Annotated in this window: 22 protein-coding genes and 1 tRNA gene; 11 read left to right on the top strand and 12 right to left on the bottom strand. The window is 73.4% G+C overall.

The features are described 5' to 3' along the window. Nucleotides 1-10 precede the first annotated feature (10 nt). From ACE3Q3_RS13310 to ACE3Q3_RS13290, 5 genes are all read right to left on the bottom strand, one after another. On the bottom strand, nucleotides 11-262 hold the full coding sequence (locus tag ACE3Q3_RS13310; RefSeq protein WP_374446811.1) for a Trm112 family protein: 252 nt from the start codon (nucleotides 260-262) through the stop codon (nucleotides 11-13). Nucleotides 263-282: 20 nt separating this feature from the next. Then, complete coding sequence (locus ACE3Q3_RS13305; protein ID WP_374446809.1) at nucleotides 283-957, bottom strand: LON peptidase substrate-binding domain-containing protein; 675 nt, start codon at nucleotides 955-957, stop codon at nucleotides 283-285. A 12-nt stretch (nucleotides 958-969) separates the two neighbouring features. After that, nucleotides 970-1881, bottom strand: a complete 912-nt coding sequence (gene trxA, locus ACE3Q3_RS13300; RefSeq protein ID WP_374446807.1) for a thioredoxin — start codon at nucleotides 1879-1881, stop codon at nucleotides 970-972. Between the two features lie 119 nt (nucleotides 1882-2000). Continuing rightward, on the bottom strand, nucleotides 2001-3596 hold the full coding sequence (locus tag ACE3Q3_RS13295) for a peptide chain release factor 3 (protein WP_374446805.1): 1596 nt from the start codon (nucleotides 3594-3596) through the stop codon (nucleotides 2001-2003). Nucleotides 3597-3608: 12 nt separating this feature from the next. Next, on the bottom strand, nucleotides 3609-4148 hold the full coding sequence (locus ACE3Q3_RS13290; RefSeq protein WP_374446804.1) for a prolyl-tRNA synthetase associated domain-containing protein: 540 nt from the start codon (nucleotides 4146-4148) through the stop codon (nucleotides 3609-3611). Between the two features lie 143 nt (nucleotides 4149-4291). Here ACE3Q3_RS13290 and ACE3Q3_RS13285 point away from each other — a divergent pair. From ACE3Q3_RS13285 to ACE3Q3_RS13275, 3 genes are all read left to right on the top strand, one after another. After that, nucleotides 4292-4366, top strand: a tRNA-Gly gene (locus ACE3Q3_RS13285). 81 nt (nucleotides 4367-4447) lie between these two features. Next, nucleotides 4448-5089, top strand: coding sequence for a trimeric intracellular cation channel family protein (locus ACE3Q3_RS13280; RefSeq protein WP_374446802.1), 642 nt, complete (start codon nucleotides 4448-4450; stop codon nucleotides 5087-5089). Further along, nucleotides 5086-5547, top strand: a complete 462-nt coding sequence (locus ACE3Q3_RS13275) for a GNAT family acetyltransferase (protein WP_374446801.1) — start codon at nucleotides 5086-5088, stop codon at nucleotides 5545-5547. The genes ACE3Q3_RS13280 and ACE3Q3_RS13275 overlap by 4 nt, the downstream gene beginning before the upstream one ends. Here the strand turns inward: ACE3Q3_RS13275 and ACE3Q3_RS13270 are convergent. Then, nucleotides 5432-6775, bottom strand: a complete 1344-nt coding sequence (locus ACE3Q3_RS13270) for a DUF763 domain-containing protein (RefSeq protein WP_374446799.1) — start codon at nucleotides 6773-6775, stop codon at nucleotides 5432-5434. The genes ACE3Q3_RS13275 and ACE3Q3_RS13270 overlap by 116 nt on opposite strands. A 186-nt stretch (nucleotides 6776-6961) precedes the next feature. Between ACE3Q3_RS13270 and ACE3Q3_RS13265 the strand changes: the two genes are divergently transcribed. Then, the gene (locus ACE3Q3_RS13265) at nucleotides 6962-7372 is read left to right on the top strand and encodes a VOC family protein (RefSeq protein WP_374446797.1); all 411 of its coding nucleotides are present in this window, start codon (nucleotides 6962-6964) and stop codon (nucleotides 7370-7372) included. A 15-nt stretch (nucleotides 7373-7387) separates the two neighbouring features. Here the strand turns inward: ACE3Q3_RS13265 and ACE3Q3_RS13260 are convergent, their stop codons facing one another. Continuing rightward, complete coding sequence (locus ACE3Q3_RS13260; RefSeq protein ID WP_374446795.1) at nucleotides 7388-8119, bottom strand: hypothetical protein; 732 nt, start codon at nucleotides 8117-8119, stop codon at nucleotides 7388-7390. 167 nt (nucleotides 8120-8286) lie between these two features. On the opposite strand from ACE3Q3_RS13260, the gene ACE3Q3_RS13255 reads away from it, so the two are divergent. Beyond that, on the top strand, nucleotides 8287-8787 hold the full coding sequence (locus tag ACE3Q3_RS13255; RefSeq protein WP_374446793.1) for a hypothetical protein: 501 nt from the start codon (nucleotides 8287-8289) through the stop codon (nucleotides 8785-8787). Continuing rightward, nucleotides 8784-10097: an NAD(P)/FAD-dependent oxidoreductase gene (locus ACE3Q3_RS13250; protein WP_374446791.1), complete on the top strand. Its 1314-nt coding sequence runs from the start codon at nucleotides 8784-8786 to the stop codon at nucleotides 10095-10097. The genes ACE3Q3_RS13255 and ACE3Q3_RS13250 overlap by 4 nt, the downstream gene beginning before the upstream one ends. A gap of 55 nt (nucleotides 10098-10152) precedes the next feature. Here the strand turns inward: ACE3Q3_RS13250 and ACE3Q3_RS13245 are convergent, their stop codons facing one another. Continuing rightward, nucleotides 10153-11907, bottom strand: a complete 1755-nt coding sequence (locus ACE3Q3_RS13245; protein ID WP_374446789.1) for a murein L,D-transpeptidase — start codon at nucleotides 11905-11907, stop codon at nucleotides 10153-10155. A gap of 257 nt (nucleotides 11908-12164) precedes the next feature. On the opposite strand from ACE3Q3_RS13245, the gene ACE3Q3_RS13240 reads away from it, so the two are divergent. Beyond that, on the top strand, nucleotides 12165-17435 hold the full coding sequence (locus tag ACE3Q3_RS13240) for an alpha-2-macroglobulin (protein WP_374446787.1): 5271 nt from the start codon (nucleotides 12165-12167) through the stop codon (nucleotides 17433-17435). 6 nt (nucleotides 17436-17441) lie between these two features. After that, on the top strand, nucleotides 17442-19496 hold the full coding sequence (gene pbpC, locus ACE3Q3_RS13235) for a penicillin-binding protein 1C (RefSeq protein WP_374446785.1): 2055 nt from the start codon (nucleotides 17442-17444) through the stop codon (nucleotides 19494-19496). A 170-nt stretch (nucleotides 19497-19666) separates the two neighbouring features. Here the strand turns inward: pbpC and ACE3Q3_RS13230 are convergent, their stop codons facing one another. Next, a complete protein-coding gene (locus tag ACE3Q3_RS13230; protein WP_374446783.1) occupies nucleotides 19667-20065 on the bottom strand; it encodes a VOC family protein in 399 nt (132 codons plus the stop codon). A 63-nt stretch (nucleotides 20066-20128) separates the two neighbouring features. Here ACE3Q3_RS13230 and ACE3Q3_RS13225 point away from each other — a divergent pair, with 63 nt between their 5' ends. Together ACE3Q3_RS13225 and ACE3Q3_RS13220 are read left to right on the top strand one after the other, a co-directional pair. Further along, nucleotides 20129-21268: a 2OG-Fe(II) oxygenase gene (locus ACE3Q3_RS13225; protein WP_374446782.1), complete on the top strand. Its 1140-nt coding sequence runs from the start codon at nucleotides 20129-20131 to the stop codon at nucleotides 21266-21268. A gap of 97 nt (nucleotides 21269-21365) precedes the next feature. Continuing rightward, the gene (locus tag ACE3Q3_RS13220; protein WP_374446781.1) at nucleotides 21366-22370 is read left to right on the top strand and encodes a S1C family serine protease; all 1005 of its coding nucleotides are present in this window, start codon (nucleotides 21366-21368) and stop codon (nucleotides 22368-22370) included. A 24-nt stretch (nucleotides 22371-22394) separates the two neighbouring features. Here the strand turns inward: ACE3Q3_RS13220 and ACE3Q3_RS13215 are convergent, their stop codons facing one another. From ACE3Q3_RS13215 to ACE3Q3_RS13205, 3 genes are read right to left on the bottom strand one after another with little or no spacing between them, the layout of a single operon-like run. Further along, on the bottom strand, nucleotides 22395-23462 hold the full coding sequence (locus ACE3Q3_RS13215; RefSeq protein ID WP_374446819.1) for a Rieske 2Fe-2S domain-containing protein: 1068 nt from the start codon (nucleotides 23460-23462) through the stop codon (nucleotides 22395-22397). Between the two features lie 20 nt (nucleotides 23463-23482). Then, nucleotides 23483-24235, bottom strand: coding sequence for a TVP38/TMEM64 family protein (locus ACE3Q3_RS13210; RefSeq protein WP_374446780.1), 753 nt, complete (start codon nucleotides 24233-24235; stop codon nucleotides 23483-23485). A 53-nt stretch (nucleotides 24236-24288) separates the two neighbouring features. Beyond that, nucleotides 24289-24636, bottom strand: a complete 348-nt coding sequence (locus tag ACE3Q3_RS13205) for an Mpo1-like protein (RefSeq protein WP_374446779.1) — start codon at nucleotides 24634-24636, stop codon at nucleotides 24289-24291. 81 nt (nucleotides 24637-24717) lie between these two features. Here ACE3Q3_RS13205 and ACE3Q3_RS13200 point away from each other — a divergent pair. Continuing rightward, nucleotides 24718-25330, top strand: a 613-nt coding sequence (locus ACE3Q3_RS13200) for an aspartate-semialdehyde dehydrogenase (protein WP_374446778.1), incomplete at its 3' end; no start/stop codon positions are given.

The raw sequence follows: 25330 nt of genomic DNA, 5'->3' as shown, positions 1-25330 counted from the left end.
CGCGGCGGCGCTATTCCGGACGGGCATGTTCGGGCCTGGCGCTTTCGGGCCGGGCGCTTTCGGGCCGGGCATCGTCGTCGCCGAGCTGGCGGGCTTCCTCGACCAGCATGATCGGGATGCCGTCCCGAATCGGATAGGCGAGGCCGGCGTGCCGGCTGACCAGTTCCTGGCGCGCGTGGTCGTACTCGAGCGCGTTCTTGGTCAGCGGGCAGACCAGGATCTCGAGGAGCTTGGGATCGATGCTGGGACGCGGCTCGGTCATCGGGCGGCTCCGCTTCGGGGTCAGTGGCGCGCGGTGCTGGGGTCGTCGGCCGACGGCGGGGTGACGGCCGCCATCTCCATCAGTGCGATCAGGGTCCGGCCGCGCTCGCTCGCGTCGGCCGCCGTGAGCAGCGCCTGCTTCTCGCTGGGCGCGAAGGGGCAGACCATCGAGAGGGCGACCAGGAGCCGGTCGTCGGGGGTGTTCTTGATGGTGTCCCAGTCGGCCGACAGGCCCTGCGCCTTGAAGTAGGCCTCGACCGCGCGCAGGAGGCGGCCGCGATCGAGGCTCGCCGGCGGGACGTCGGCCATGTCGGCCTGGTAGGCGGACCAGTCGGCGACGACCCGGCGATAGCCGCGCGTCGTCGGCATCTCCTCGGCGACGTCGAAGCGGCAGAGGCCGGAGAGCGTGATGAGGTAGCGGCCGTCGTCGGTCTCGCTGAAGGCGACGATGCGGCCGGCGCAGCCGGTCCGCCACAGCGCCGGCGGCGGCGCGCCCGGGCGCTCCTCCTCCTGCGGCTGGATCATGCCGATGATGCGGTCGCCGGCGAGCGCGTCCTGCACCATGGTGAGGTAGCGCGGCTCGAAGACGTTGAGCGGCAGCCGCCCGTCGGGCAGCAGCAGGACGCCGGTCAGGGGGAAGACCGGGATGGTCCGCGGCAGGGCCGCGAAGGCCGGGTCGAAGGGCCGGCGGCTCATCCCGCCTTCGCCTCAGGAAAAGAGGATCGAGGACAGCCGCTTGCGGCCGTCCGCCGACAGTGGGTCGGCGAACCCGAACGCCTCGAACAGCTTGAGGAGCTGCTTGCGGGCGGCTTCCTCGTTCCACTTGCGGTCGCGGCGCACGATCTCCAGCAGGTGCTCGACGGCACCCTCGCGGTCGCCGGCGGCATAGAGCGCGGTCGACAGGTCGAACCGGGCCTGGTGATCGTTGGGGTTGGCGGCGAGCTTGCCTTCGAGTTCGGCGAAGGCGCCCTTGGCGCGCTCGCCTTCCTCGGCCAGCTCGATCGCCGAGCGCACGGCGACGATGTCGGCGTGGTTGGCCTGGTCGGGCGGCACCTGGGCCAGCGCCTCGCGGGCGCCCTCCAGGTCCTTGGCCTCGAGCTGGACCCGGGCGATGCCGGCAATGGCGGCGACGTTGCCGGGCTCGGCCTCCAGGATCTGGGCGTAGATGTTGCCGGCGGTGCCGATGTCGCCCTCGGCCATCGCCTCCTTGGCCATCGCCAGCGCGTCGTCGATCGGCGACTGGCGCGGCCCGGCGAGCTTGGCCAGCTTCTGCACGAACTGCTTCAGCTGGCTCTCGGGCAGGGCGCCGACGAAGCCGTCGACCGGCCGGCCGTCCTTGAAGGCATAGACGGCCGGGATCGACTGGATGCGCATCTGGCCGGCCAGGTCCTGGTTCTCGTCGATGTTGACCTTGACCATGCGGACGGCGCCCTTGGCCTCCTTGACCGCCTTCTCGAGCGCGGGCCCGAGCTGGCGGCAGGGGCCGCACCACGGGGCCCAGAAATCGACGATGACCGGCTGGTCGAAGGACGCGTCCACCACGTCGGCCATGAAGGTGGCCGTGCTGGTGTTCTTGACGAGATCGGCCGCCGCGGGGGCGGCGGCGATGATGGGCTCCATCGGCGGGTCTCTCGGGCGAGGGTGGAAGCGGAATTCCGCGTTCTAGATGGCGGGTCGGCCGCCGGGAAGCAAGGGCGGAAGCCTGCGCCCGCCCCGGCCGGCGACGATCGGGGCGGCGATCAGGCCGCCGCCTTGTGCTCGCGGACGGCGTTGAAGCGGATCTCCTTCCAGTCCTCGCCGGTCTGGCGCAGGTGCCAGCCGTTGCGGGCGAGGAAGACCAGCGCCCCGTCATGGTCCTGGGCCAGTGCCGAGCGGTTGGCGTCGACGAAGCGCTCGATGACCTTGGGATCGTCGGCCTCGATCCAGCGCGCGGCGTCGACCGGTGCCGGCTCGAAGCGGGCGCGGATGTCGTACTCGGCCGCGATCCGGTGCGACAGCACGTCGAACTGGAGCGGCCCGACGACGCCGACAATCCAGTCCGAGCCGAGGAGCGGGCGGAAGACCTGGGAGGCGCCCTCCTCGGCGAGCTGGATGAGGGCCCGCTGCAGGTGCTTGGCCTTCATCGGGTCTTCCAGGCGCACCCGCTGCAGCATCTCGGGCGCGAAGCTGGGCACGCCGAGGAAGTTCAGGTCCTCGCCCTCGGTGAGCGTGTCGCCGATGCGCAGGGCGCCGTGGTTGGGGATGCCGATGATGTCGCCGGGCCAGGCCTCCTCCGCCAGTTCCCGGTCGCGGGCGAGGAAGAAGACGGGGGCGTTGATCGCCATCGTCTTGCCCGAGCGGACGTGCTTCACCTTCATGCCGCGGCGGAAATGGCCGGCGCACAGCCGCAGGAAGGCGATGCGGTCGCGGTGGTTGGGGTCCATGTTCGCCTGGATCTTGAAGACGAAGCCCGCGACCTTGGGCTCGCCCGGCTCGACGAGGCGCGCGTCGGCCGCCTGCGGCCGCGGCGAGGGCGCGAAGCGCGACAGGCCGTCGAGCAGCTCGGCGATGCCGAAGTTCTTGAGCGCGCTGCCGAAATAGACCGGCGTGCGGTGCCCGGCGAGGTAGGCGTCGCGGTCGAAGGGCTGGCACAGGCCGCGCGCCATCTCGACCTCCTCGCGCAGCTTCGCCGCCTCGGCCGGGTCGAGGGCGGCGGCGATCTTCGGGTCGTCGAGGCCGTGGCACTCCTCGGCCGGCAGGATGCGGTCGCCCGCCCCGCGGTCGAACAGCACCAGCCGGTCGCCGAGCAGGTCGTAGCAGCCGCGGAAGTCGCGGCCCATGCCGATCGGCCAGGAGGCGGGCGTCGCCTCCAGCGCCAGCGTCTCCTCGATCTCCTGGATGAGGTCGAAGGGATCGCGCGACTCGCGGTCGTACTTGTTGACGAAGGTGATGATCGGCACGTCGCGCAGGCGGCAGACCTCGAAGAGCTTGCGGGTCTGCGCCTCGATGCCGCGCGCGCCGTCGATCACCATGACGGCCGAATCGACCGCCGTCAGGACGCGGTAGGTGTCCTCGCTGAAGTCCTCGTGGCCCGGCGTGTCGAGCAGGTTGAAGATGTTGCCGTCGTGCTCGAACGTCATGACGGAGGCCGTGACGGAGATGCCGCGGTCGCGCTCGATCTTCATCCAGTCGGAGCGGGCGCGCCTGGCGTCGCCGCGCGCCTTGACCGCGCCCGCCGCCTGGATGGCGCCGCCGAACAGCAGCAGCTTCTCGGTCAGGGTCGTCTTGCCGGCGTCGGGATGGGCGATGATGGCGAAGGTGCGCCGGCGCTTCGCCTCCGCGGCGGGGGTGGCCATGGGGCGTCCTTCTCAGGCGAGGTCGACGATGGCGGGCCGGTGCCCGCAGGCCGCGATGAAGCGCAGCAGGTCGGCCGGCGCGATCGCCGTCGTCGCCCGGTTGGTCAGCGGGTGGTAGTTGAGCGGGTCGAAGCCCATCATCTCGCGGTCGAGCACGACCGAGACGCGCTGCCCGGGGTCGTTAATGAGGGCGAAGGGCGTGACCGCGCCCGGGGTGATGCCCAGCACCTCGACCAGCAGTTCCGGCCGCCCGAAGGAGAGCCGGGCCGAGCCGATGCGGTCGGACAGGCCCTTCATGTCGATGGCCCGGTCCTCCAGCGTCACCACCAGCCAGAGCTGGTCCTTGCGGTCCTTGAGGAACAGGTTCTTGCAGTGCCCGCCCGGCAGGTCGCCGCGCAGCCGGCGGCTCTCCTCGACCGTATAGAGCGGCGGATGCTCGACGGTGCGGGTCGGGATGCCGAGTTCGGCCAAGCGCGCCATCAGCCGCTCGGGCGTGGCGTGATGGGGCCCCGGAGCCAGCGCCGGGGCGGCGGTGTCGGTCGTCGATGTCATGGTCCGGGCCGGTATATACGAGCCCCCGCCCGCGGCAGCAACGAGGGATGCGGAAAGCCGCAACAAGGGGGTTGCAAACCGACCGCCGCTGGATATTATCCGCGCCCTGTCCGGCGCCGATGGCGCCCCGGACGAAACGGGATGCGGGCGTAGCTCAGGGGTAGAGCACAACCTTGCCAAGGTTGGGGTCGGGCGTTCGAATCGCCTCGCCCGCTCCAGTTTCGCTGGAAGGCAGTTGGAACAGGGCCCGCTTCGGCGGGCCTTTTTCATGTCCGGGCGGCCGTGCGAGGCTGGGTCGCATGTTCGACACCTTCGCCGCCGTCCTCGACTGGTTCGGGATCGTGATCTTCGCGATCAGCGGCGCGCTCGTCGCCTCGCGCAAGCAGATGGACATCTTCGGCTTCGTGCTGCTCGGCACCGTCACCGGGATCGGCGGCGGCACCGTGCGCGACGTGCTGCTGGGGGCCCTGCCGGTGTTCTGGGTGACGGACCCGGGCCACCTCGTCACCTGCGTCTCGGTCTCCGCCGCCACCTTCTTCCTCGCCCACATCCCGCAGTCGCGCTACCGGCTGCTGCTGTGGTTCGATGCCGTCGGGATGGCGCTGTTCGCGGTGACGGGGGCGGAGAAGGCGCTGCTGCTCGGCAGCGGCCCGACGGTGGCCGTCGCCATGGGCGTCGTCGGCGCCACCTTCGGCGGCATCATCCGCGACGTGCTGGGCGGCGAGAGTCCGGTCCTCCTGCGGCGGGAGATCTACGTGTCGGCGGCGCTCGCCGGCGCCGTCCTGTTCGTCGGCGCCTCCGAACTGCAGGTGCCGCGGGAGTGGGCGCTGGCCGCCGGCTTCGTCGTCGCGGCCGCCATCCGCCTGGCGGCCTTGCGCTGGGACTGGTCGCTGCCGCGCTACCGGCCGCGGCCCGGCAGGGAACCGGGGACACCTTCATGACCGACGCCATCGCCGACGAATCCGCCCCGCCGGCACCGTCCGTGCGGCCAATCACCGATGCCGATGTGCCGGCGGTCGTCGCCCTGTGGCATGCGGCCGGGGTGACGCGGCCGTGGAACGATCCCCTGCACGACATCGCGATGGCCCGGCGCAGCCCGCACGCGACGGTGCTGGTGGCGCTGGTCGATGGCGTGGTCGCGGCGACGGCGATGGTCGGCGAGGACGGGCACCGCGGCTGGGTCTACTACGTCGCCGCCGACCCGGGCCGGCGCGGGCTTGGCCTCGGGCGCGCGGTGATGGCGGCGGCCGAACGCTGGCTCGTCGATCGCGGCGTCGCCAAGCTCAACCTCCTGGTGCGCGGCGACAACCGGGCGGCGGTCGGCTTCTATGCGGCGCTGGGCTATCGGGACACGGGCTCGGTGTGCCTGCAGAAGGTGCTGGTGCCGCCGGCCGGCTGACCGGCGGCCGCTCCCAGCCGAAGACGCTGCGCCCGCCTAACCCGGCCGAACCGGCGCGCTCGCCGGCGACGAACTCCGCCAGGGTGGGGCCGGTCGCGGTCCGCTCCAGCGCCCGGGCCTGCCGGTCGAGGCGGCGGATCGCCTGCAGCCGCTCGTCCTGGCCGAGCCTCGCCCGGTCGACCGCCGCCTTCATCACCGCGATCGTGCGGTCGAGCACCAGCGTCGGCACCGGGTACGGGTGGCGGTCCTTGCCGCCGTGGGCGAGCGAGAAGCGCGCCGGGTCGGCGAAGCGGCAGGGCGCGCCATGCACCAGTTCGGCCACCTGGGCCAGCGCCAGCACCGTGCGCGGGCCGACCCCCGGCACCAGCAGGAGCTCGGCGAAGTCCCGCGGGCCCTGCTCGGCCGCGGCGGCGAGCGCGCCATGGAGGCGGCGCAACATCACGTCCTCCGGCCGGGCGTCGTGACGGGCCGGCAGGACGAGGTGCGGCAGGGTCGGCGCCGCGGGCGGCGGCCGCGGCCGGCCGTCGCGGGCCGCCAGCTCGCGGACGATGCCGTCGGGGCCGGTCGCCGCCAGCAGGTCGATCTGGGCCCGCCGCGCTGCCATCGCCCGCCGGTCGGTGAGGTTGACGATGGTGCCGCGGCTGCGGCCGTCGATCGCGGCGTGCGGCGCCTCGACGAAGCTGGCGAGCCCCTCGCCGAGCCAGTGGTAGCGCCGGGCGAGGCCGGCGTCGCCGTCCATGCCCTGCTGCACCACGACCCAGAGGCCGTCGTCGGCGACGACGAAGCCGTGCAGGTAGAGGTCGAACCCGTCCTGCACCGCCGCGCCGTCGACCTTGGCGACGAGGCGGCTCGCACGGGCGAGCGCGGCGCCGTCGAGGCCCGTGCGCTCGCCCACCGCCGCCAGTTCGTCGGGGGTGCGGCGCGAGTGCCGGCCGCGCCCGCCGCAGACATGGAGGCCGAGTTCGCCCGCCCGCGGCGCCAGCCCGCGCTTCAGTGCGCCGAGGACGCTGGTGGTGATCCCGGACGAGTGCCAGTCCATCCCCATGACGGCGCCGAAGCACTGGAACCAGAAGGGATGGGCGAGCCGCCGCAGGAACTCCGCCCGACCATATTCGAGGATGATCGCCTCGGCGACGACGGCGCCGAGGCGCGCCATGCGCTGGCCGAGCCACGGCGGCACCCGGCCGCCATGCAGCGGCAGGTCGGCGCTGCCTGCCCGTCGCGCCATGTCCGGCCTCGTGTTGCGGTTGGAACGAAGAGCGAACATAGTCCGCCTCCGCCGCCCTGTCACCGGCGAACCACCCCGGTTGACAGCGCTGCCGTCGCCGGAAGATTATACCAAAAGGTTAAGTGATCGAAACGGCGCCCCCCGGCGCAACCCGCCGGCTCCGCGCCGGCGAGAAAGGAAGCTCCCATGCAGGTCCAGCCCTATCTCTTCTTCGACGGCCGCTGCGAGGAAGCGATCGAACTCTATCGCAAGGTGCTCGGCGCCGAGGTCATGGCGCTGATGCGCAACCGGGAGAATCCCGAGCCGTCGCAGGTGCGGGCCGGCACCGAGGACAAGGTCATGCATGCGAGCCTGCGGATCGGCGACACCACGGTGATGCTGTCCGACGGCCAGTGCGGCGGCCAGCCGACCTTCCAGGGCTTCGCGCTGACGGCGATCCCCGCCGACGACGCGGCGGCCCGGCGCGTGTTCGCGGGCCTGGCCGAGGGCGGGTCGGTGCAGATGCCGATGACCCCGACCTTCTTCGCCTCGACCTTCGGCATGCTGACGGACCGCTTCGGCGTCATGTGGATGGTGTTCGTGCCACGGCCGATGTAGCCCCGGAGGGGCGGCCTACATGTCGGGCGTGTCGCTCGGCGTGCGGTGCTGGATCGAGACGAACATCATCGGCCGCGAGACGTTCTCGCCGGTGACCAGCGGGCGGCCGTGGAAGGAATTGTCGGTCTTGAGGAAGGCGAGACAGCTGTTCGGGACGTAGGGGAAGCTCGCCACCAGGTCGAACTGCTCGAACGGGTACTGGGTGGGCTTCTCCGACCGGAAGGTCGGGTCCTTCGGCACGTAGATGCTGGTGCCGAGATCGGCCCGGGCGTCGTCCGCCGGCAGGTAGAAGAGCATGGTCACCATCTTCTTCGGGCTGTCGGTGTGCGGCGGGATCGCGTAGTTCTCGCGGTCGACATTGATCTCGATCCGGTTCACCAGATCGAGCGAACGGCTGCCGTAGCGCCGGGCGATGCCGGCGGCGAAGCGCGCCAGAACCGCCTGGGTGAATTCGCGGCCGCCGAGCCAGCGGCGTGCCTCGGTCCAGAACTCGCGCGGGCCCTCGGGCAGGGACGCCAGATGCGCCGGGTCGATCGCGAACTTGCGGCGGTTTGCGGCATACTGGTTGCTGGAGCGCTTCGGATCGGTGGCCTCCAGCGACTCGTCGGCCGGCAGGTTGGCGCGCAGCGCCTGGAAGAACGGCTCCGGGAAGACATCGCGGATGAAGACGTGCGGGAAGGGCTCGTTCGTCACCCGCACCGACGACAGGCGTTCCGCGGTCTGCCGCCGGATTTCGTCCCACTTCATCGCAATTCGCCTCTCGAGCACGCTCGGGCGCTAGTTACGCGTGCGGCGCGCGCAGCGTCAATCGGCCGCTCGGACATCGCCGCCGGAAGCGGGGGCCGGCTCGGATGCGGACCCTCCGACCCCATATCCGTCGCCATGGGAGGCGCATCCGGAGAAGGGAGACGGCCATGACGGCGCTCAAGGTGACCGCCCTGGTGCTGACCGCGATCGTCCTGGTTCCGAGCGGGGCGCATCTGCTGGAACTGCCGGCCAAGATGGCGCTCGATCGCGCGGCCTATTTCACCGTGCAGCAGATCTATGCCGGCTGGTCGCTGTTCGGCGTGCCGATCGTGGCCGCGATCGGCGCGAACGTCCTGCTGTCGGCCCGGCTGCGCGCGCGCGATCCGGCGGCCGCCCGCTGGGCGATGGCCGCGGCGGGGCTGATGGCCGCCAGCCTGGGCGTCTTCTTCGCCTGGACCTTCCCGGCCAACCGGGCGACCGGGAACTGGACCCTGATGCCCGACGCCTGGGAGGGCCTGCGCCGGGCGTGGGAATATTCCCACGCGGCCAACGCCGGAATCGTCCTGGCGGCGCTGGTGGCGTGCGCGATCGCGGCCAGCCGGAGCGGAAACCGGCGTCCGGACGGGCTTGCGCGGAGGGCATCGGCGGGCCAGGAATGCCGGCCATGAGCGATACCGACTACGTCGACAGCTTCTATGCCCGGACCCGCGCCGACGACCGGCGCTGGTCCACCCTCTCCGGCATCGTCCGCACCGACACCTGCATCGTCGGCGGCGGGCTGGCCGGGCTCAATCTCGCGCTCGAACTGGCCGAACGCGGCCGCGGCGTCGTGCTCCTCGAGGCGCGCCGCGTCGGCTGGGGCGCATCCGGGCGCAACGGCGGCTTCGTCGGCGCCGGCTATTCGCTGGGCGCCCGCCGCCTGCGCGAGCGGGTCGGACCGGACGACGCCCGCCGGCTCTATGGCTTCACCCAGGACGCGGTCCGCACCATCCATCGCCGCATCGCCGACCATGGCATCGCCTGCGGGCCGGTGGTTCCGGGTATCCTCAAGGCCGGGCTGGCCGAGGACGGGCCCGGCCTGGAACGCGAGATGGACTTCATGGCCGAGGCCTTCGGCGTGACCAGCCTGGAGCACTGGTCGGCCGAGCGGTTGCGCTCGGTGCTGGCGACCGACCGCTACAGCGACGCCCTGCTGCTCAAGGGGTCGGTCCATCTCCACTCGCTCAACTATGCGCGCGGCATCGCCGCGGCGGCTGCCGCCGCGGGGGCGCGGATCCACGAGGGCTCGGCCGTCGTCGGCCACCGGCTCGACGGAGCCGAGAAGGAGATCCGGACGGCCGGCGGCGCGGTGCTGGCCCGCGACGTCGTCTTCGCCTGCGGCGGCCATGTCGGGCTGCTGCACCGGCGCCTGTCGATGGCGACGGTTCCGGTGGCGACCTACGTGATGCTGACCGAGCCCCTGGGCGACCGGCTGGCCGGCGTCATCGGCGTGCCGCACGGCGTCTCGGACACCCGCTTCTGCAACGACTACTACCGGCCGCTCGCCGACACCCGCATCCTGTGGGGCGGCCGGGTCAGCACCTTCCAGCCGCCGGCCGAGCGCATCGCCGCCGCGCTCCGCCGCGACATGCTGACGGTCTATCCGCAATTGGCCGACGTGAAGGTCGAGGTCGCCTGGGGCGGCACGATGGGCTATCCGCGCCACAAGATGCCGCTGATCGGCCGCCTGCAGCAGGGCGTCTGGTACTGCATGGGGTTCGGCGGCCACGGGATGTCGGCGACGACGGCGGGCGCGGCGGTGGTCGCCGCCGCGGTCGCCGACGGCGACGACCGCTTCCGGCTGTTCCAGCCCTTCGGGCTCGACTTCGCCGCCGGCCCCTTCGCGCGGCCGGTGGCGCAGCTCGTCTACTGGGGCCACAAGCTGCGTGACGGCTGGCGCGCCCGCGGCCGCCCGCGCGGCCGGCCGGCGGCGGCCTGACGCACGAAGGGCCGCGCCGGTCTCCCGGCGCGGCCCTCCGGCATCGTCCGGGCGCTCAGTCCCTGGCCGACGCGGTGCGCAGCCGTTCGGCCGGCGGCGGCGCCGGCAGCGGCTTGCGGGCGCGCAGCATCTGCACCACCCGCTCGTCCTGGCCGTAGATGTCGTCGTGGAAGACGGCCTTGCCGTCGTCGTCGACCCAGGCCGTGAGGTAGGCGATGTGGACGGGCAGGCTGTCGCGCAGCGGCACCGCCCGGGTGCCGCGCTGGGCGAAGGCGGCGTCGATCTGCTCCTGCGTCCAGCCGGCGCCTTCGGTCAGCAGCAGGTTCGCGAACAGGTCGGGCTTCTCCAGGCGGATGCAGCCCGAGCTGTAGGCGCGCGCGGTGCGCTGGAAGAGGCTCCGCTTCGGCGTGTCGTGGAGGTAGATCGCCTCGTCGTTCGGCAGCATCATCTTGACCTTGCCGAGCGAGTTGCCCGCCCCCGGATCCTGGCGGAAGCGGAAGGGCAGCCGCCGGCCGGCCTGGCTTTCCCAGTCGATTTCGGCCGGGTCGATCTGCCGCACGCGCCCGTCGACCACGGCGAGGACGCGGATATTGTGCTCCTCGAGGTAGTTCGGATTGCGCCGGATCGCCGGCAGGATGTCCTCCGCGGCGAGCTTCGCCGGGACCGACCAGGTCGGGTTGATCTCGACCGTGGCGAGCCGGCTCGAGAAGGTCGGCGTCTGCCGGGCACGGGTCCCGACCACGACCTTCATCTGCATCGTCGCCCGGTCGCCTTCCACCACCTTCAGCGTGTAGGCGGGGACGTTGACCAGGACGTGGCGGGCGCCGAGGTCGCGCGGCATCCGCCGCCAGCGCTCGAGCGTGGCGTCGATCTGCACCAGCCGGTCGGCCGGCCCGGCATTGAGGGCGTCGAGGGTCGCCCGGCCGACGCTGCCGTCCGGCTGCAGCCGGTGCGCCGCCTGGAACTCCATCACCGCCTGGCGCAGCTTCGGATCGTAGCGCGTCGGCTGGTCGGTGGTTCCGACGTCGGCCCCCAGCGCCGCGAGCCGGGCCCGGATCGCCGGCACGCGGGCATCGCTGTAGCCGGCGCGGATGGTGGGACCGGTCGGGATCCTGGGCGCCGCCGCCTGCTGCGCCGCGCGCTCCTTGTAGAGGCGGCGGGCGGCGAGCAGCCGCTGGTACTGGCTGTGCGCCGGCGACAGGGCGGCGACCAGCCGCGGGATGTCGCCCGCCTCGATCATCCGGGCGAGCGCGCGGGTGTCGAGCTGGTCCTGGTCGAGCACGAAGACCGTGTGGCGGGGCGCGCCCTCCTCACGCTCCACCCCGAGCAGCCAGCCGGCGAAGCGCACCAGGGCGCCGGTCAACGCCACCTCGACCTGCGGGCGCTGCGCCGGGTCGGCCTTCTCGGCCATGGCCTGGAGCGCCGGCACGCCCAGCGCCTCGGGCGAGAGCCCGTGCTCCTCGGCCTGGGCCAGGGTCGCCAGGAGGGCGCGGCCGCGCTCGTTGAGCGCGCCCGATTCGGCCGTCCAGCGCGGCTGGAAGTCGGCCGCCGCATAGAACTCGCGCAGCTGGCCGACCTGCCGGCCCGGCCAGCCCGACAAGGCCGTCGACTGCTCGCCGACGAAGTCCGCGATCCAGGTGGGCACCGACGGCCGCTCCACCGCCGAGGGTGGCGGTGCGCCCGGCTGCGCCGCCGCCGCCGGCAAGGCCGCGAGCACGGCGAAGGCGAGCGCGCTTACGGTCGCCGGCCGTCGCCGACGGGGGGCGGGGGTGGGGGCGGCGGCCGCATCGTGGCAGGTGCGATGGGTCATTTCCGGGCTCGCATTCGGGGGGTGCGTCAAGATGAACTAGCACGGTGAGGCACCATCGATAAGGCTGCGAGGGCGCCAGGACCGCGAAATCTAGTCGTGTGTGGCAAGCCTGCGGTTCATCGCCCTGTGGAGATCGGGGATGACGGGGACAAGTGCCGCCGCGCCCGCCGGAAAACGCCATCGTCGGGACACGATTGCGGATTATGATCCCGACACTAGTCCGTCGACGTGCCGTCCGGACCGGGGGAGTTCGCGCCATGGTCGCTATTGCTCGCCGCTTCGCCATCTTTGCTTTGGCGTTCCTGGTGGAGGCGGCCGCACCGCCGCCGCTCGCCCTGGCGCAACCTGCGGCGGCGCCCCAGGCGGCAGCACAGGCGGCACTGCCGGCGTCCGTCGAGTCGGCCGAACTGGCGGACGCGGCGGAGCGCTATGCCAAGGTGCTGCGCGCACGCACCGGCGCCGCCAGGCCGGACCCGGCCGCCGCCCAGGCGGCCCGCCAGCGCGGCGACGACCATGCCAAGGCCCGTCGCTGGCCCCAGGCGGTGTCCGAATACGAGACCGCGATCGTCCGTGGCCTCGACGACCAGCGGACCTGGCTCGAGCTGGCACGGGCGTTGGAGCAGGCCCGCAACGACCGTGCCGCCGCCGCCGCCCGGGTCGCGCTCGACAAGGCCCGCGTTCCCGTCGACCGCGCCAACGCGCTCTATGTCCTCGCCCGCCAGTTCGACCGCGGCGGCCGCCAGCGCGATGCCCTCGCGGTCTACGATGCCGCCATCGCCCTGGCGCCGGCCGAGGCGGCGGTGAAGCGGCGCGACGAGCTGAAGCGGATCGTCGCCTTCCGCGTCGTCGGCGTCACGGTGACGGCCGAGACCGAGCAGCCGCAGATCTGCCTGCGCTTCAACTACGAGCTCACCCGGACCAAGGGCTTCGCCTTCCAGGACTATGTCCGCAGCGAGCCCGAGGTCCGCGGCGACGTCTCCGGCCGCGGCACCAATCTCTGCGTCGACGGGGTCGCCCACGGCCAGGTCTACGTCCTGACCGTGCGCCAGGGACTGCCGGCCGAGAACGGCGACCGGCTGGAGCAGAGCCAGCAGGTGCGTGCGATCGTCCGCGACCGCGAACCCTCCGTCGCGTTCCGCGGTCCCGCCTACGTGCTGCCGCAGGAAGGCAGCCGCGGGGTGCCGCTGACCGCCGTCAACTCAGTCCGCGCCCGCCTGCAGCTTCTGCGCGTCAACGACCGGGCGCTCGTCGAGCAGGTGGCGCGGGACGGATTCTCGGCCGGCCTCGCCAAGGCCGAGGTCGACGACATCGCCGACCAGACCGGCAGCCGCGTCTGGACCGGGGAGATCGACCTGCCGCAGGGCGAGCGCAACCGGCCGCGTTCGGCCCTGGTGCCGATCTCCGAGATGGTGCGCGAACGCAAGCCCGGCCTCTATCTCCTGGTCGCCGAGCCGGTCGAGGGCCGGCGCAGCGAATATGCCGAGCTGGCGACGCAGTGGGTGCTGGTCTCCGACCTCGGCGTCACCAGCCTGACCGGCGAGGACGGGCTGACGGTGGTCGCCCGCCGCCTCGGCACCGCCGCCCCGGCGGACGGCGTCGAGGTCCGCCTCTACGCCCGCAACAATGCCGAGCTCGGGCAGGCCGTGACCGGCGCCGACGGCCTCGCGCGCTTTCCGGCCCCGGCGCTCCGCGGCCCCGGCGGCGACAGCCCGGCGGTGGTCATGCTCTACGGCCCGGGCGGCGACTTCAACTTCCTCAGCCTCGTCCGGCCGGCCTTCGACCTCTCCGACCGCGGCGTCTCCGGGCGCCCGGTGCCGGGGCCGCTCGACGCCTTCCTCTACGGCGACCGCGGCGTCTATCGCCCGGGCGAGACCGCGCACCTGACGGCGCTCCTGCGAAACGATCGCGGACGGGCCGAGCCCGGCCTGCCGCTGACCCTCAAGGTCCTTCGCCCCGACGGCGTCGAGGTCGTCAAGACGACGCTGACCTCGACCGCCGGCGGCGGCTACCACCTGCCGGTACCGATCGCCGACCGGGCGCGCACCGGGAAATGGTCGGTGCAGGCCTTCGTCGATCCCAAGGGCAAGCCCGTCGGGCGGATGGAATTCTCGGTCGAGGACATCGCGCCGCCGACCATCGAGGTCGCGATCGAGGCGGCCGGCGAGCAGGCGAAGCCGGGGGTGGCGCTGCCGGTGACGATGACCGGCCGCTTCTTCTACGGCGCGCCCGCGGTCGGCGCCGGCGCGGAGGCCGAGGTGATCGTGGCCGCCGCCGCCGATCCCTACCCGATGCACAAGGGCTACCGGTTCGGCCCGGTCGACCGCGAAGTCGAGCCCCAGCGCATCGAGATCGAGCCCGCCGCCGCGGACGCCGAGGGCAAGACGCGGTTCGAGGTGAAGCTGGGCGCGCTGCCCGAGACCACGGTGCCGCTCGACGTCACCGTCCGCGGTTCGATGTTCGAGCCGGGCGGCCGCCCGGTGACGCGCAGCCTGACCCTGCCGGTGGCGGCGCGGCCCTTCGACATCGGCATCCGCGCCCGCGCCGGCGACGCCGCCGTCGCCGACGGCCAGCCGGCGGCCTTCGATGTCATCGCCGTCGACCGCCAGGGACGCCCGGTGGCGGCGCCCGACCTGCGGTTCGAGCTCGTCAGCGAGCGCTGGAACTGGCAGTGGTACAACCAGTACGGCGAGTGGAAGTACCGCGCCGTCGTCCAGGATCGTCGCCAGGAGGCCGGCGCGCTCGCCGTCGCCCAGACCCTGCCGGCGGCGTTCGAGCGGACGCTGGCGGCCGGGCGCTGGCGCCTCGACGTCTTCGATCCGAAGACGGGGGCCGCCAGCAGCTTCCGGTTCCGCGTCGGCTGGTGGGTCGGCGCCGAGGCGCCCGAGGTGCCGGACCGGCTGGAGGTCGCGCTGGAGAAGCCGCGCTACCGCCCGGGCGAGACGGCGCGGATCTTCCTCAAGGGCCCCTTCGCCGGCGAGGCGGTGGTGGCGGTCGTCTCGAACCGGGTCCATCTCGTGCGCTCGGTCGCGCTCGCCGGCGCCGGCAGCACCCTGGAACTGCCGGTCGACGCCGACTGGGGGGCGGGCGTCTACGTGCTGGCGACCGGCCTGCGGCCGGCCGGGGCCGCCGACGCACTTGGGCCCGGGCGCGCCGTCGGCGTCGCCTGGATGCCGGTCGAGCGCGCGGAGACGACGCTCGCCGTCCGCATCGAGGCGCCCGAGGTCGTCCGTCCGCGGCGCACCCAGGAGGTGACGGTGCGGGTCGCCGGCGCCGGGTCGTCGGGTGCGGCGGGCGGCTCCGCCCACCTGACGCTGGCCGCCGTCGACGAAGGCGTCCTGCGCCTGACCGACTTCCGGACGCCGGCACCGGGCGAGCATTTCTTCGGCCGCCGCCGCCTCGGCGTCGACATGCGCGACCTCTACGGCCGGCTGCTCGACGGCCGCACCGGGGAGGTCGGCCGGCTGCGCTCGGGCGGCGACGACACCGCCGAGCGCAACCTCGGCGGGCTGCCGCGCAAGAACATCCGCATCGCCGCCGTCTTCTCCGGCATCGTCGCCCTCGACGCCGAGGGCAAGGCCACGATCCCGCTGGCCGTGCCCGACTTCCAGGGCCGCCTGCGCCTGATGGCGGTGGCGTGGAGCGCCGACGCGGTCGGCTCTGCCGAAGGCGCGATGACCGTGCGCGACCCGGTCGCCAGCCTCGTCGCCACGCCCCGCTTCCTCGCCCCCGGGGACGCGGCGCAGGCGACGGTGTCGCTCGACAATGTCGACGGCGCGGCCGGCGAGTACGTGCTCCGCCTCGCCGGCGAGGGGGCGGTGCGGATCGAGGCACCGCCCGAGGTCAAGGTCGTGCTGGAGCCGGGCAAGCGCTTCGAGCAGGCCTTCCCGCTCACCGGCACCCGCATCGGCGACGGCCGGGTGCGGCTGGCGCTGTCCGGCCCGCAGGGCTTCGCGGTCGACCGCGAATGGGACCTGTCGGTCCGGCCGACCCAGCCCTACGAGACCCGGCGCATCGTCGGCCGCATCGAGCCCGGCCAGAGCCTGGCGCTCGGTCCCGACCTCGTCGCCGACCTCCTGCCGGGCACCGCCGAGGTCTTCCTCAACCTCAGCCCGCGGCCGGGCTGGGACGTCGCCGGCCTGATCCGCGACCTCGACCGCTATCCCTACGGCTGCGTCGAGCAGACGACCTCGGTCGCGATGCCGCTGCTCTACCTCGCCGACGTCGCGCGGGAATGGCAGCTGCCGGGCCAGCGGGTCGACGCCAAGACGCGGATCGACGCTGCGCTGCGCCGCCTCGCCGACATGCAGCAGGCCGACGGCTCGTTCGGCCTGTGGGGCGCGTTCGACGCATCGGACCCCTGGCTCACCGCCTATGTCGTCGATTTCTTCGCCCGGGCGCGCGACCAGGGGCACCTCGTCTCCGACCCGGCGCTGAAGAACGCCGTCGACTACCTCGCCGCCTATGTCCGGCGGAACCCGTCCGACGCGGCGGAGCTGACGGCCCACGCCTATGCCCACTACGCGCTGGCGCGGGCCGGCGTCGGCGACGTCGGCGGCGTGCGCTACTTCAGCGACGTCCATCTGAACCGGTTGCCGACCGCGCTCGCCCAGGCCCAGGTCGGCGCGGCGCTCGCCCTCTACGGCGACGGGCCGCGGGCGGCGGCCGCCTTCGCGGCGGCGACCGCGGCGCCGTCGCCGGTCGCCCTCGTCAGCAGCCGCAACTACGGCAGCGAACTGCGCGACCGGGCGGGGGTGCTGGCGCTGGCGGCCGAGGCGGGGGTGCCGATCCAGCGCGCGGCGACGCTGGCCGAGGACATCGCCCAGCGCTTCCAGCGCCGCCGCTACACCTCGACCCAGGAAAAGGTCTGGCTGCTCCTGGCGGCCCATGCGCTGGCGCGCTCGGGCGGGCCGATGACGGTCGCCGTCGACGACAACCCGGCCCGCATCAGCAACCGGGCGCTGAGCCTGAAGCCGCGGATCGAGGGTGCCCAGGACCGGATGACGGTCGCCAACCGCGGCGAGGACCCGGTCTGGCGCTCGATCTCGGTCAGCGGCGTGCCGCGCGACCTGCGGCCGCCCGAGAACCACGGCTTCGTCCTCGAGCGGCGGTTCCACCTCCCCGACGGCAAGCCGGCCGACCTCGCCCGACTGCGCCAGAACGACCTCGTCGTCGTAGTGGTCTCGGGCGAGTGGGCGGAGACGGAGGCGGACGGCGCCAATGCGCTGCTGGTCGACCTCATCCCGGCCGGCTTCGAGCTCGAGAACGCGCGGCTCGCGGGCGGGCGCGGCGCCCAGGACTTCGCCTGGCTGCCGGACCTGACCGAGGCGACCCACACCGAGCTGCGCGACGACCGCTTCGTCGCCGGCCTGACCCTGAGCAAGGGCGACGCCGCCTTCACCCAGGCCTACCTGATGCGGGCGGTGACGCCCGGCCGCTACGTCGTTCCCGGCAGCTATGTCGAGGACATGTACCGGCCGGAGCGCTTCGCCCGCACGGCGGCGGGCACGGCGACGATCGGCCGGCGCTAGGCGGCCATGGCCGGGCGGCGCCGGCGGCGGGCGCGCGCGTCCCTGTTCGCCGGCGCCGCCCTGGCGCTGGCGGCGGGCGGACTGGCGGCGCTCGACCGCTGGCGCCCGCCGCCGCTGGAACGGGCCGCCGAGGTCTCGACCGTCGTCCGCGCCCGCGACGGCGAACTCCTGCGCGCCTTCACCACCGCCGACGGCGCCTGGCGGCTGGCGGTCCGCCCCGACGCGGTCGATCCGCTGCTGCTGCGCATGCTGGTCGCCTACGAGGACCGGCGCTTCCGCTCCCATCCCGGCGTCGACCCGCTGGCGGTGCTGCGGGCGGCCGGGCAGTGGGCGGCGGCCGGCGAGGTCGTCTCCGGCGCCTCGACCTTGACGATGCAGGTGGCGCGCCTGCTCGAGCCCAGGCCGCGCAGCCTGTGGGCGAAGATCGTCGAGGCGGGGCGGGCGCTGCAGATCGAGCGCCGCCTCGACAAGGACGCCATCCTCGGCCTCTACCTGACGCGCGCCCCCTATGGCGGCAACGTCGAGGGGGTGCGGGCGGCGGCCCGCATCTATTTCGGCAAGGAGCCGACGGCGCTCCGGCCGGCGGAGGCGGCTCTGCTGGTGGCGCTGCCGCAGTCGCCGTCGCGCCTCCGGCCCGACCGCCACCCGGCGGCGGCGCGCGCCGCCCGCGACAAGGTGCTGGCGCGCATGGTCGATGCGGGCGTCATCGACGCGCCGACCGCGGACGAGGCGATGGCCGAGCCGGTGCCCGACGGGCGTTTCGCCATGCCGTTCCTGGCGCCGCACCTGGCGGCGGCGCTCCATGCCCAGACGCCGGGCCAGTCGCACATCGACACCACCATCGACCTGCGGCTGCAGCGGCAGGTCGAGGCGCTGGCCCGGCGCGAGGCGGCCACCCTCGACGCCGCGGCATCGGTCGCCGTCGTCGTCGTCGACAGCCGCAGCCGGGCCGTCCTCGCCCATGTCGGCTCGCCCGACCCCTTCGCCGCCGCCCGCGACGGCGCGGTCGACATGACGCGCGCGGTGCGCTCGCCCGGCTCGACCCTGAAGCCCTTCATCTACGCGCTCGCCTTCGACGAGACGCGGCTGGCGCCGGACACCCGGATCGACGACCGGCCGACCAGCTTCGGCGGCTACGCCCCCAGCAACTTCGATCACGGATTCCGCGGGCCGGTGACCGCGCGCGAGGCGCTGCAACTGTCGCTCAACGTGCCGGCGGTGGCGGTGCTCGACCGGCTGGGGCCGGAGCGGTTCGCCGGCCGCCTCGCCGGCCTCGGCATCCGCCTGCGCAGCCGCGACCCGCATGCCGCGGCCAGTCTGCCGCTGGCGCTGGGCGGGGTCGGGGTCACGCTGACCGAACTGGCCGGGCTCTATGCCGCGCTCGCCGGCGACGGCAGCCATGTCGCGCCCTATGTCCGGCCCGGCGACGGCCGGCCGGCGGTGCCGTTCGTCGGGGCCGCCGCGGCGCAGGCCGTCACCCGCATCCTGGAGGAGGCGCCGGCACCGCCCGGGCTGGCGCCCGCCGCGATCGGCCAGGGTCGGCTCGTGGCGATGAAGACCGGAACGTCCTACGGCTATCGCGACGCCTGGGCCTTCGGCTGGGACGCGGCATTCACGGTCGGCGTCTGGACCGGCCGGCCCGACGGCACGCCCTCGCCCGGGCACTGGGGACTGGTGACGGCGGCCCCGATCCTGGCCAAGGTCTTCGACCTGCTGCCGCCGCCGCCGATGGCGCCGCCGCGGCCGGTGGCGGCCACCGCCGCCGGGTTCGTTGCGCGCCCGGCGGCGCTCCGCCGGCTCGGAAGCGACCGGCCGCCGGCGCCCGTCATCGCGTTCCCGCCGGACGGGGCGGTGATCCCCTGGCGTGGCGAGGCGCTGCCGCTGGTGGTCGAAGGCGGCCGTCCGCCCCTGCGCTGGCTCGTCGACGGCCGTCCGCTCGGCGCGCGCGACGGCGGTCCGCGGCGGCCGGCGGAATGGCTGCCGCCGGGCCGCGGCTTCGCCCGCCTGACGGTCGTCGACGCCGACGGCCAGGGCGCCAGCGCGACGGTGCGTCTGGACTGACGGTGCGCCTGCACTGACGGGGCGCCTGGACTGAGGGGCGGTGGAGAATCGGGGGTGCGACCCCCTCGAGACTCACCTGTTCTCGGACTTGCCCGGCACGGGCACAAGAAAGCCGGAGAGGGCCGCACGAGCACCATGCCGCGCGGCGCCTCCCGGCGCAGTGACGGCCGTCACAGGCTGTCGCGGCCGGGCGGGCGCGGCCAGGCGGGGGAGCGGAACTGCTGCACCTCGAGCACGTAGCCGTTGGGATCACGCACGAAGAAGGCGTAGACCTGGAACTCCTCGCTGAGGCGCGGTGGCGCCTCGATCTCGGCGCCGGCCTCGGCGAGGCGGCGGTGCCAGCCGTCGACGTCGTCCGTCACCAGCGTCAGCACGACGCCGCGCGGCTCGACGACGCGATTGGGCCGGCTGCAGACGCCGATGAAGGAGCGCTCGGTCACGCGGAAGATCCGGCAGGCGCCCTGGTCCAGTACCTGCGGCAGGCCCAGCGTCTCGCCATACCAGCGGGCGGTCCCGTCGAGATCGCGGGTGTAGACGAAGACGACCTGCTGGTCGAAGGGCGCGTCCATCGGTTCTCCTCGCGCAGGCGGCGGGCATTGCGGTGCGACGATGGCGCGGTGTAAGCGAAGCGGGTGACCGATGGCAACCCCGCGCCCGCCGCGCCGCCTCCCGTCCTCCGGCCGATCGGCGCCGGGGAGCCGCTGCCCTGGTTCCATGCCGCGACGGCCGCCAATCCCACCTACCTGATCGACACCGTCGCCGGCCGTCACATCGTGCTGTCGGTGCCGGGACCGCTCACCGCCGCGCCGGGATGCGGGCTGCTGGACTTCCTGCGGGGGCCGGCGGCGGCGCGGTTCGACGATGTCGACGTCGCCTTCTTCGGGGTCGCGACCGAGGGGGCGGACGTCGCGGACGGCCGGGCGGTCGATCGCCTTCCCGGCATCCGCTGGTTCCACGACTTCGGCGGCGAACTCGCCCGGATCCTCGGTTCGGACGGGTCGCCGGCGCGCGCCCACACGCTGGTGGTCGACCCGGCGATGCGCGTCGTCGCCCGCTTCTCCATGGCCGACCCCGAGGCGCACAATGCGGCGCTGGCGGCGATGCTGCGCAGCCTGCCGCCGATCGCCGACGACGAATGGTCGGTCGGCGACGCGCCGGTGCTCGTCGTGCCGCGGATCTTCGAGCCCGAACTGTGCCGGCGGCTGATCGCCTTCTACGACCGGGAAGGCGGCAGCGAATCCGGGTTCATGCGCTCGCAGGACGGCCGCTCGGTCGGCGTCTTCGACGCGTCCCGCAAGCGCCGGTCGGACTGCATGATCGAGGACGAGGCGCTCTGCCGCGAACTGGCGCAGCGCATCACCCGCCGGCTCGTGCCGATGATCGAACGCGCGATGAACTTCCGGGCGACGCGCATCGAGCGCTACGTCGTCGCCTGCTACGACGGCGCCACGCGCGGCTTCTTCACCGCCCATCGCGACAATACGACGCCCGCCACGCGGCACCGGCGCTTTGCGGTCACGATCAACCTCAACGCCGACGAATACGAGGGCGGCGACCTCCGCTTCCCGGAGTTCGGCCGCCGCACCTACCGCGCGCCGACCGGCGGCGCGGTCGTCTTCTCCTGCTCGCTGATGCACGAGGCGCTGCCGGTGACCCGCGGGCGGCGCTATGCCTTCCTGCCGTTCCTCTACGACGACGACGCGGCGCGCATCCGCGACGAGACCCGGTCGCTCATCGTCGCCCCCGGCGAGCCGGCGGCCGGCAGCGGCTGACCCGTCGACAGCGGCGGCGCTCCGGCGCATGATTTCCCGATGCCGGGGCGGGACCTGGGTATCGGCCGCGGGTTCCGGCCGGCGGGAGACGTCCGCGATGACCGCTGCTGCCGCTGCGCGCCCCGTCCTGATCCTGCTGGCCCTGTTCGCCGCTCTCTTCGCCGCGGCGCCGGCGCCGGCGCAGCCGAATCCCGAGACCGCAGCCGCGATCCGCCAGGCGATGGTCAAGGTCCGGGCCTTCGTCGCCGGCGAGGCGCGCACGGCGCGCACGCTGGGCACCGAGCGCGAGGGCACCGGGATCGTCATCGACGCCGACGGGCTGATCGTCACCATCGGCTACGTTATCCTGGAGGCGATGGGCGTCGAGATCACCGACCATCGCGGCCGCGCCATGCGCGCCGAGATCGTCGGCTACGACGCCGACACCGGCTTCGGGCTCCTGCGCGCGACCGAACCGCTCGACGTCCGGCCGGCGCCGATGGGCCGGGCGGCGCGGCTCGCCGAGGGCGAGCGGGTGACCCTGGTCGCCGCCGGCGAGGACGGGGCGCAGCCCGCCATCGTCGTGCAGCGGCGGGAATTCGCCGGCTACTGGGAATATCTGCTGGAGGAGGCGGTGTTCGTATCGCCGCCACACCCGCGCTGGGCCGGTGCCGGCCTCTTCACCGCCGACGGACGGCTGGTCGCGATCGGTTCGCTGCTCGTCGGCCAGGTGGCGCCGGGCATGCCGGTGCCGGGCAACATGATGATTCCGATCGACCTCTTGCGCCCGATCCTGGGCGACCTCTTGGCGCTCGGCCGCATGGCGACCCCGAGCCGGCCCTGGCTCGGGGTCAATGTCCAGGAGGCGCCGACCGGGGTCGTCATCACCCGCGTCCAGCAGGAGACGCCGGCGGAGCGGGCCGGGCTGCGGCCGGGCGACGTGGTGGTCGGCGTCGCCGGCGAGCCGGTGCGCAACGTCGCCGACTTCTACCGCAAGCTCTGGTCGAAGGGCGACGCCGGGGTCGCGATCGGGCTGGAGGTGGTGGCGTCGACAGGGACGCGCCAGGTGACGGTGACGAGCGGCGACCGCCGCCGCTACATGCGCACCGGCCAGTCCTACTGAGGCCAGTCCTACCGAGGCGAGGGCTCAGCTCCGCCAGCGCAGCAGTCGCGGCTTGACCGGGTTCTCGAACGGACGCCCGGCCGCGGTCGCCCGCGCGTACTCGTTCTTGAGCCGGTAGTACCACTTGGCCGGCCGGTCGGCGTCGTCGATGAGCAGGAGCGGCGGGTTGTGCGCCAGCCCGACCTGCTGCTTGGCCATGATGTCGCGGTCCTGGCCGAGGAAGGTGCGCACGAACGGGCGGAGCACCGGCTTCAGCACCGTCAGCCACGGCATGGTCCAGTAGATGATGTGGTGCAGTTCGGTCTCGCGCGGCCCGAGCGGCGTCACCGCCGTCAGGCCGCAGAGGACGTGGCGGCCGGCCCGCACATGCTCGATGCGGATCGAGGGCAGGCGGAAGACGATCTCGGTCTCGGGCACGCCGCCCAGCAGCCGGTAGGCGCGCGAGTTGGACGAGGCGCGGTGCCGGACCATGGTGAAGCCGAAGGGCGAGGGCGCGAACTGCTTGGCCTTGGCGTGGATCGAGGCCTTGGACCGCCACCACCAGGCGCGATGGACGAAGGGGCCGTGCGCCGGATCCATCAGCCCGACCACGGCATGGTCGAGCGGCCCGTGGAAGATCATGGACTCGGCGATGCCGAGGTGGCGGCCGTCGACGTCGGCCAGCTCGGGGATCCCCGGCGCCGCGGCCGGGTCGCGCCCGAAGAACACCCAGACGTTGCCCTGCACCTCGCGGCAGGGATAGCGCTGCACCTTCACCCGCGTCAGGTCGAAGGCCTGGTCGGGGACGAGCGACGGAATGGCGGTGCACTGGCCGCGGGCATCGAAGCGCCAGCCGTGATAGGGGCACTCGATCTCCCCGCCCTCGAGGCGGCCGCAGGACAGCGGGATGCCGCGATGCGGGCAGATGTCGCGCAACGCGAAGGGCTGGCCGTCCGGCCCCCGGCCCAGCACCAGCGGCTCGCCGAGCACGGTCTTGCCGACCAGCCGCCCCGGCCGCAGGCGGGTTCCGGGCAGCACGAGATACCAGAGCTCGCGCAGGAAGCCGGGGTCGGCCGCGGGCTCGGCGGGGGAATCGGACGGGGAGGGGATCATCGCCAACAGGCGACATCCTATCAGTGCCGGCGCAGCCGGCGGAAGGCGACGGGCAGCAACGCCAGTGCGGCAAGAGCGCCGAGGGCGAGCAGGATCTTCGGCTTCAGCATCGCCGCCGCGTCCAGTCCTGCGGGCGAATCGAGCATGCCGTCCAGCCCGGCGCCGACGGCGGCGAAGAGGAAGGTCGCGGGCAGGATCCCGACCACGGTCGCCAGCACGTAGGTGCGGACCGGGACGCCGACCAGCGCCGGCACCAGGTTGACGATCCAGAACGGGCAGACCGGCATCAGGCGGAGCGCCAGAAGGTAGGAGAAGGCGTCGGAGCGGAGGCCGCACTCCATGCGCCCGAGGAACGGCCGGGCGCGCCCGGCCAGCACCGGCCCGAGCGTCCCCCGTGCCAGCAGGAAGACGAGCGTCGCCCCGGCCGTCGCCCCGGCCAGCGCGACCAGCGCGCCGCCGAGGGTGCCGAAGAGGAAGCCGGCCGCCACCGTCAGGATGGTCGCGCCGGGGATCGAGAGGCCGACCACGCCGACATAGATCGCGACCGCCGCCAGCACCGCCACGACGCCGTGGGCGGCGGCCAGGTCCTGGATCTGGGCACGGTGCTCGCGGAGCGCGGCGAAGGTGAGGTAGCGGTCGAGATCGAGGAGCCATGCCGCCAGCATCGCCGCGGCGAGCACCGCCAGCGGCCAGAAGCGGCCGCAGCACCGGCACGCCCGGGTGGTCCAGGGTGGGGCGGTGCAGAGCGGATCGGGCGGGCTGCTCATCGGCATCTCACCCTCTGCGAGATAGACCTCCGGGCGGGCCGCGACAAATCACGGTCCGGTCACGATCGCATCACCCCGCAGCGCCGGAGTTCGGGTTCGAGCCGGCCGGCGAGCCACAGCCCGTACATGCGGAAATCGCTCGCCAGCGACCAGACCGGATGACCGAAGGTGGCGGGCCGGTTGCCCTCGATCAGGAAATGCGAGGCCCAGGCCGGCAGGTAGCCCACGACCGGCGCCGCCAGCGCCAGCCGCCAGTCGCCCGCGGCGGCGGCCGCCACGAGGCAGGCGAGGCCGGCCGTGGTGCCGGCGAAATGCCAGGCGCGGGTGGCCGGCCGCGCGTGCGCGGCGAGATAGACGGGCCAGAACTCCGCGTAGTCGGTCGGCGATTTCCGTTCCGGGAACGCCATGGGCCGGCCCCTCGCGCTTGCATTCGGTTGGGTCCGATCGTAAGTCATCGGACCTTCCCCATCTATATCGGTCGGTCGGTCATGGGCTACAGGGTAGCTGTCGTCGGTGCCACGGGCGCCGTCGGCCAGGAGATGCTGAAGACGCTGGCGGAACGGCAGTTCCCGGTGTCCGAGGTGATCGCGCTCGCGTCCGAGCGGTCGGTCGGCCGTCAGGTGTCCTTCGGCGAGGACGACGTCCTCGACGTGCAGGACCTGGAGACCTTCGACTTCCGCGGCGTCGACATCGGCCTCTTCTCGCCGGGCGCCAAGGTGTCGGCGGTCCATGCGCCGCGCGCGGCGAAGGCGGGCTGCGTCGTCATCGACAACACCTCGCAGTTCCGCATGGACCACGACGTCCCGCTGGTCGTGCCCGAGGTCAACCCGCAGCGCATCGCCGACTACACGCGCCGCGGCATCATCGCCAATCCCAACTGCTCGACCATCCAGATGGTGGTGGCGCTGAAGCCGCTGCACGACGCGTGGAAGATCCGCCGCGTCGTCGTCTCGACCTACCAGTCGACGTCCGGCGCCGGCAAGGAGGCGATGGACGAACTGTTCGGCCAGACCCGTGCGATCTACGTCAACGACCCGGTGACGCCGGAGCAGTTCCCCAAGCAGATCGCCTTCAACGTCATCCCGCACATCGACACCTTCA

Origin of the sequence: Allostella sp., from assembly GCF_041913585.1 — a bacterium.
In the GTDB taxonomy this organism is placed as follows: Bacteria; Pseudomonadota; Alphaproteobacteria; order ATCC43930; family Allostellaceae; genus Allostella.
This window is presented reverse-complemented; position numbering and strand designations above follow the sequence as displayed.